5 protein-coding genes are annotated in these 6,533 nt (G+C 48.8%); 1 reads left to right on the top strand and 4 read right to left on the bottom strand.

The window, feature by feature from the left end:
* Window position 1: 1 nt before the first annotated feature.
* The gene (locus ACLTD4_RS17785) at window positions 2-1,447 is read right to left on the bottom strand and encodes an ABC transporter substrate-binding protein (RefSeq protein ID WP_172683601.1); all 1,446 of its coding nucleotides are present in this window, start codon (window positions 1,445-1,447) and stop codon (window positions 2-4) included.
* Between the two features lie 273 nt (window positions 1,448-1,720).
* On the opposite strand from ACLTD4_RS17785, the gene ACLTD4_RS17790 reads away from it, so the two are divergent.
* The gene (locus ACLTD4_RS17790; RefSeq protein WP_117622067.1) at window positions 1,721-3,190 is read left to right on the top strand and encodes a glycoside hydrolase family 5 protein; all 1,470 of its coding nucleotides are present in this window, start codon (window positions 1,721-1,723) and stop codon (window positions 3,188-3,190) included.
* A gap of 221 nt (window positions 3,191-3,411) precedes the next feature.
* Here ACLTD4_RS17790 and ACLTD4_RS17795 read toward each other — a convergent pair whose 3' ends face one another.
* From ACLTD4_RS17795 to ACLTD4_RS17805, 3 genes are all read right to left on the bottom strand, one after another.
* Complete coding sequence (locus ACLTD4_RS17795; protein ID WP_117622066.1) at window positions 3,412-4,461, bottom strand: LacI family DNA-binding transcriptional regulator; 1,050 nt, start codon at window positions 4,459-4,461, stop codon at window positions 3,412-3,414.
* Between the two features lie 19 nt (window positions 4,462-4,480).
* Window positions 4,481-5,959 (bottom strand): 4-alpha-glucanotransferase, encoded by a 1,479-nt coding sequence (gene malQ, locus ACLTD4_RS17800; RefSeq protein ID WP_055653362.1) that lies wholly within the window; start codon window positions 5,957-5,959, stop codon window positions 4,481-4,483.
* An 18-nt stretch (window positions 5,960-5,977) separates the two neighbouring features.
* Window positions 5,978-6,533 (bottom strand): carbohydrate ABC transporter permease (locus tag ACLTD4_RS17805; protein ID WP_412331451.1); only part of this gene is annotated, 556 nt, incomplete at its 5' end.

Below are 6,533 nucleotides of genomic sequence, written 5' to 3' on the forward strand. Positions count from 1 at the left end.
ATTACTTTCCCCATTTCATTTTTTCAGCAATATTCGGGTCAATATAATCATTAATATTCACCTTACCGGAGGCAACCGCCTCATCCAGGGCCTTATTATAGCGTTCTGTCAAATCCTTCAGCGCACCGTCCACATCCGTGACAATACCGGTCAGAATCTTATTGTAAACGTCCTGATAACTGTCGCCTTCAATGGATAAATCTCCATCCGGATTCGGATATTTGATGCAGTATACATCCATATCTGAGAATCTGATCCAGTTGGGATCCAGGCCGTCCACCTTAGACTTGCTGGTAATCTCATCTCCCAGAACGCTGATATCTACCTGCGCCTCATTTGTAGCCACAAACACCTCATCGGAATACAGGTAATTCATAAACTCCGCAACCTTGTCCGCATACCCGCCCTTCGACGCTTTGGAATTGATGACATAGGACATGGATACTCCGATTGGCTCTTTGTAGCGGTTTGACGCATCCTGAACCGGATATGGAATAACTTCCCACTCAAAATCACAGGGAAACTGGTTTTTAAACGTCGTAACGTCCGAAGACATGACACCGATCATACCCACATTGCCCGCCGAAAACTGCGCTCTTGCCGTATCCCCATCCATAGTCTCAAAGCCCGGGAACATGCTCTTGTCGTCGATGATTCCCTGAAGATGGCCAAAGAAACCGCCGAGCGACTCAAAATCATACCGTCCCGTTGTGTGATTAAAATACTCATCGCCTACACTGGCCGCGTTTGGCAAGTTCAAATAGAAATAGTTATAAGATCCGTATCCCATAGCCAGCGCGTATCCGTACGCCTGCTCCTTGCTCCCCTCGGTAATTGCCTTCGCGCACGCCCTCATCTCATCCCACGTCTCCGGAGTCTTAAGCCCGTATTTGTTGAAGATGTCCATATTGCATGCGATACCATACGTTGTCACACGGAACGGTATGGAATACGTCTTTTGACCGAATTCCCCGTATCCAGGAGCGTTATACTCCGCAAAGCGGTCAACCAGCCCCTTTAATCCGGCTTCATCCTCCCACGGCATAATGTATCCGGCCTCCGCGTAATTACCAATCTTATTACACTTGAAAATATCAGGCCCCTCTCCGGCAGTCACAGCCACATCGAGAGTCGTATAGTAATCACTTCCATAAACTGTGTACTCCACGGAAATCCCTTTTTCCTTTCCGATGGTCTCATTAAACTCTTTAATTCTTTCCTCATAAACCGCCTGATCATGCTGGTCGTTGGACCACATGGTAACCTTGGTGATATCGCCGTTTCCGGCTTCCGCTTTTGTCTGCTCCTGTTTTGTCTGCTGCTTTGCAGCCTCCGTCTGTCCGCTCTCCGGTGCCGCCGTCTGCCCTTTATCCGTTCCGGCGCAGGCCGCCATGGAAAGTACCATTATTCCGCTCAGTAAAATCCCCAAATACTTTTTTAACCTCATGATAAACTCCTCCATTTTTTCATTTACAAGTCCTGCTGCCGGCGCCGGCGTCATCTGAACTTTATAATTGCGTTACTGGTCACTAACAGTAACATAATTGCATCTTAGCACATCACCCCAGAAAAAATAAGTATGATTTTTTATCAACATTTTCCATTTTCAAGCAATTATCTTTTCTATTTTTGTCAATGTTTATGTTTTTTCATCTTGTGCGCCTCGTACCATTATAGTAAAATTAGATAAATATTTGATTTCAGAAAGGAGTTATACTGTATGGAATTCCTTAAAACCAGGGGAAAGAGTATTATAACAGAATCCGGAACGCCCGTTTACTTGAGAGGTACTTGCGTAGGCGGCTGGATGAACATGGAGAATTTCATCAACGGTTTCCCCGGAACCGAGATCTCGCTTCGCGAGCATATGAAAAAAAGACTGGGAGAAGAGAACGGAACTTACTTCTTTCAGGAAATGATTCGCAATTTCCTGTCGGAGGATGACCTGGCCTTTATAGCCTCTACTGGCGCTACGGTCGTGCGTCTGGCGCTGAACTACCGGCACTTCGAAACCGACGATGCCCCCTTTGTCTACAGGGAAGAGGGATTCCGCCTTCTCCGAAAGACCGTAGATCTCTGCGAAAAGCACGGACTTTACGTCATTTTTGACATGCACGCGGTTCAGGGCTGGCAGAACACCCACTGGCACAGCGACAACGACCGCGGAATCTCCCTGTTCTGGACCGATGCCTGTTACCAGAGGCGATACTACGCCCTGATGCAGGAAATCGCATCCCGTTTCAAAGACTGTCCGGCCGTGGCCGGCTATGAACTTCTCAACGAGCCAAGCTCCAGCTGCCGCAGCGGCGATTATCCTTTTAATATGTACGAAAACTTTACCTCCGATTATCCGGTCTTTAACCGCATCATCCACACTGCGGTTGACCGGATCAGAGAAATTGACAAGCGCCACATAATCTTCATAGAAGGCGACTCCTACGGCCATAATTTCTCCGGCCTGGAGGCTCCGTTTGACGATAATCTGGTATACTCCTCCCACGATTATATCGTCTCCAGCTTTGGTCCCGGTGCCTATCCCGGCCAATATGAGACGCTTCACAACGACCGCGTCGAGGCCGGCTGCTACTGGGATTACGAACAGCAGCTCCGCCATATAAAGGAGACGGAAGGCTGGCAGTTTTCCGAGACCTACCAGGTTCCGTTGTGGGTAGGCGAATTCGGTTCCCAATACTGCACGGGAAGCGAAGATATCCCTTACCGTCTGGCCTCCATGGACGACCAGCTCCGGGCCTTCAATGAACTGGGACTCCACTGGACCACATGGACGTATAAGGATTGCGGTACTATGGGCTGGGTCACACTGAATCCCGGGAGCGAGTACATGAAAGCGGTCGCCGATGTCCAGCGCATGAAAGGCCTGCTAGGAGCAGAGAACTTCACAGCCTGGCGAAGCGCCTGCCCCGGCAAGGAGGTTACCGGACAGTTCACCCGCTACGTCATGTCACTTCTTAGCGAGTCCCCGAACTTTACCTTTGGCACCTTCCAGAAATGCATGAACTACGCCCTGCTCACCGGTTTCTGCGCCGGAGTCCTGCAGCCCGAGTATGCCAAGGTATTTGAATCCTGTTCCGCAGAAGACATTGCCAGAATCATGAAGTCCTTCGCCCTCGAAAACTGTCAGATAAATGAGCCGTATCTGGAACTCCTGAAAAGGCGGCTGGGCGGCTGATCCAATCATGGCATATTTTTATTATACCAATAAGAAAGAGTCCGGCTCGCCGGACTCTCGCGCCGGAGCGCGGTCGCTTCAGCGGCCATACTTCCTTAGCGCGGAGTGCGCATCCCCCGGAGGGTTTTTATTTCATAGGGTGAACTTTCCTATGAAATAAAAACAGAGGAGCCGCAAAAACAGCGGTCTCCTCTGCAAAAAAAACACGAAAAATATATAACTCATTCCTTACCGGTTTTAACTCTCCTGGTTGACTCTCCCTCCACCAGTTCACCCTTAAACACCCGTTTCTGATGGCCCGCCTTCCCGCGTATTACATCAAACAGAATCTTTATAGTGCTTTCGGCCATCTCCTCCACCGGCTGTCTTATGGTCGTCAGCGTCGGATTGTAGTAATGAGCGATATCGAGCCCGTCGAATCCGGCCACGGAATAATCTTCCGGAATCTTCCCGCCGCACTCGGTAATCGCCTTGCAGGCTCCTATGGCGATGCTGTCCGATATTGCGTAGACCGCCGTAAAATCCACTTTTTTCTCCCTCAGAATTCGGCTCATAGACATAAATCCGTAATCCATGGTATAACAGTCCCTGCCTGCATCAGAGAACACACACAGCTCCTCATCAGGCTCGATCCCATTGTCTGTCAGAGCCTTCTTATATCCTTCAAGACGCAGTCTTCCGATACTCTCGTCATCCTGTGTTGCCGCCAGAATCAGGATTTTTTTATGTCCAAGTTTACATAAATAATCCGTCATCTTGTAACTCTCCGCGTAGTCATCCACGGAAACCCAGGAGTAGGAGGAAGATTCCTCCAGAGAATCCGTCATTCCGATGGTACTCAGCACGAAGGGAACCGTCAGCTGCTCCAGCTTCTCCCGGCTGTGTGAGAAAAATCCGCCCAGGAACACGATTCCTCTCGGCTTCTTTTCCTTAATCAGTTCCAGCGCCACGTCCACCTCATCCTCACTGGCGTCCACACGCTGCATGATAAACAAGTATTTCTTCTTCTGGATTTCCTCTTCAAAAACGCGGATCATCTTGTTGAAGAACGGATTGCTGATTCCCTTGATTAAAACCGCAATGGCCTTCGAATCCGTGCGTTTTAAATTCCGGGCGCTGTTATTAGGAATATAATTATGTTCCTTAATCGCCTGCATAATCATGTTCTTCGTCTCCGGATTGATATCCGGATGATTATTAATAGCACGTGATACCGTACTTACGCCAACCCCGCAGATTCTGGCTATGTCCTTAATATTGATAGAATCCATAAGAAATACTCATCCCCTGTCATACCCTGCCGTAAAGCTTTGCCATCTTCCGGCACTTTACCGCGATCTCGTCAGTTATTTCCCCGGAAAGCATGCGCCATCTCCAGTTCTCCCCCAGAGTGGAAGGCGTGTTAATCCTCGCTTCCCCTCCAAGCCCTAAATAGTCCTGAACCGGTATCACTGCAAGCTTCGCTACACTCGACAGTGCAAGGCGTACGAAATCCCAGTGAATCTCGTCCCCGGGTGTGTGTGCATTGTTCATGTAATCCACGGAAAGCTGTCTGTCGGCCTCGTCCATCTCCTCATACCATCCGCGGATGGTATTGTTATCGTGAGTCCCCGTATAAACAACACAGTTAGTCGTATAGTTATGCGGCAGATAATCGCTCTCCTCTCTGGAATCGAACGCGAATTCCAGAACCTTCATTCCTGGAAATCCCGTATCTTTTACTAATTTTAACACAGATGGCGTTAAAAATCCAAGATCTTCCGCAATAATATCGAGTTTACCAAACTTTTCCTGCATTTTCTGGAAAACCTCAATTCCTGGTCCCTTTTCCCAGGTTCCATGAATGGCAGTTTCACTCCCGGCCGGTATGGAATAGTATTCATCGAAGCCCCGGAAATGATCCACACGCACCACGTCATACATGCGGAAACTGTATTCCATACGCCTCATCCACCACTGATATCCGGTTTTACCATGGTACTCCCACTGGTACAGCGGATTCCCCCAAAGTTGTCCTGTGGCTGAAAACCCATCAGGAGGGCATCCTGCTACCGCCACCGGCATCCTGTTCTCATCAAACTGAAACAGCTCCGGATGGTACCACGTATCCGCGCTGTCCAAAGCCACATAGATGGGAATATCTCCAATGATACGGATTCCTTTTTCATTCGCGTAAGATTTCAGTGCGCTCCACTGTTCTTCAAACTTCATCTGAAGGAAGGCGTAAAATCCCGCTTCATCCGCCAGTTCATACTGGAGCTGTTCCATAGCTTCCCGCTTCTGGAGGCGGATATCCTCATCCCACTCCGTCCAGCTCTTTCCCTTATAATGGTTCTTAACCGCCATATAAAAGCTGTATTCTACGGTCTCCGGCCAGAGCTTCTCCCTGGCCTCGGCCACTGTGTGTCCGTCCTTCAGCCAGCGCTCATACGCCCTGCGAAGCAGTGGAAAACGGTTAAAATAGATCTTTCCATAATCAATATCCCTCGGATTATCTCCGAAATCCGCGGCGTCACATTCCTCTTCTGTAAGGAGACCTTCCTCCACCAGCCTGTCGAGATCGATGAAATAGGGATTGCCTGCAAAAGCAGAAAATGACTGGTAGGGCGAGTCTCCGTAGCTGGTCGGTCCCAATGGCAGAATCTGCCAGTAATGCTGCCCCGCCTCTTTCAATGTATCAATAAATTCATATGCCTCTTTAGAAAATGCTCCGATTCCGTACTTTGACGGCAGACTGGCAACCGGAAGCAACATACCACATTCCCGCATCGTGTGTCTCCTTTATCCTTATCCTTTTACTGCGCCGGCAGCCACACCCTTGATGATGTATTTCTGACAGCTTAAATAGAAAATAATAATTGGCACAATCGCCAGAACCAGCATGGCCATCATGGCTCCCATGTCGATAGAACCGTAGCCGCCCTTTAAGTTCTGGATAACCATGGGTATTGTACCCTTTTCCTGTGGAAGAATCAAGCTCGGAAGCAGATAATCGTTCCAAATCCACATGGCATTTAAGATTGCTACTGTAACAGCGGTTGGCCGGAGCATCGGAAATACCACATTAAAGTAAGTCTGAATGGGAGAACAACCGTCAATCATGGCCGCTTCTTCGATCTCCAGAGGAATCGCCTTTACGAATCCGCAGAACAGGAACACCGCCTGCCCCGCCCCGAATCCCAGGTACAGCAGAACAAGTCCATACATGGAATTTAAATATAAGTCATTGGCCGTTTTGGACATGGTAAACATGACCATCTGGAACGGCACGATCATGGCAAACACAAAAACATAATAGAGAATACTGTTAAATTTCGATTTTACTCTCGTAATGTACCACGCG

The organism is Hungatella sp., assembly GCF_046966825.1.